Origin of the sequence: Achromobacter sp. SIMBA_011 (assembly GCF_046535435.1) — a bacterium.
Classification (GTDB): domain Bacteria; phylum Pseudomonadota; class Gammaproteobacteria; order Burkholderiales; family Burkholderiaceae_B; genus Achromobacter; species Achromobacter dolens.
In genome coordinates this window covers 1-277 of record NZ_JAWRWN010000351.1, presented here as the reverse complement: position 1 = coordinate 277, position 277 = coordinate 1, and the positions used below count along the sequence as shown (strand labels likewise).

General features: G+C 69.0%; 1 protein-coding gene. It reads right to left on the bottom strand.

The annotated features are described in order from the left end of the window. On the bottom strand, positions 1–277 hold a 277-nt coding region (locus SB816_RS31260), incomplete at both ends, for an aminotransferase class III-fold pyridoxal phosphate-dependent enzyme (RefSeq protein ID WP_410548146.1).

Below are 277 nucleotides of genomic sequence, written 5' to 3'. Positions count from 1 at the left end.
GCGTGCCTTCTCGACGATCTGCGGGCCGATGTCCTTGCCGAGCAGCAGCGCGCGCAGCATGCCTTCGCCGCGTTCGCCCTCGAAGCCGCGCTCCTCCGACAGCTCGAGCAGCTTGCGCTTCAGGTATTCGCCGCGCGCACGCACGCCTTCGAGGAAGCCGGGCGCAACGAGTTGCGAGATCACCGAATAGCCGGCCGCCGTCATCAGCGGGTTGCCGTTGTAGGTGCCGCCCTGGTCGCCGGCCTCGAACACCGCGACGTCGGCCTTCGACAGCAGC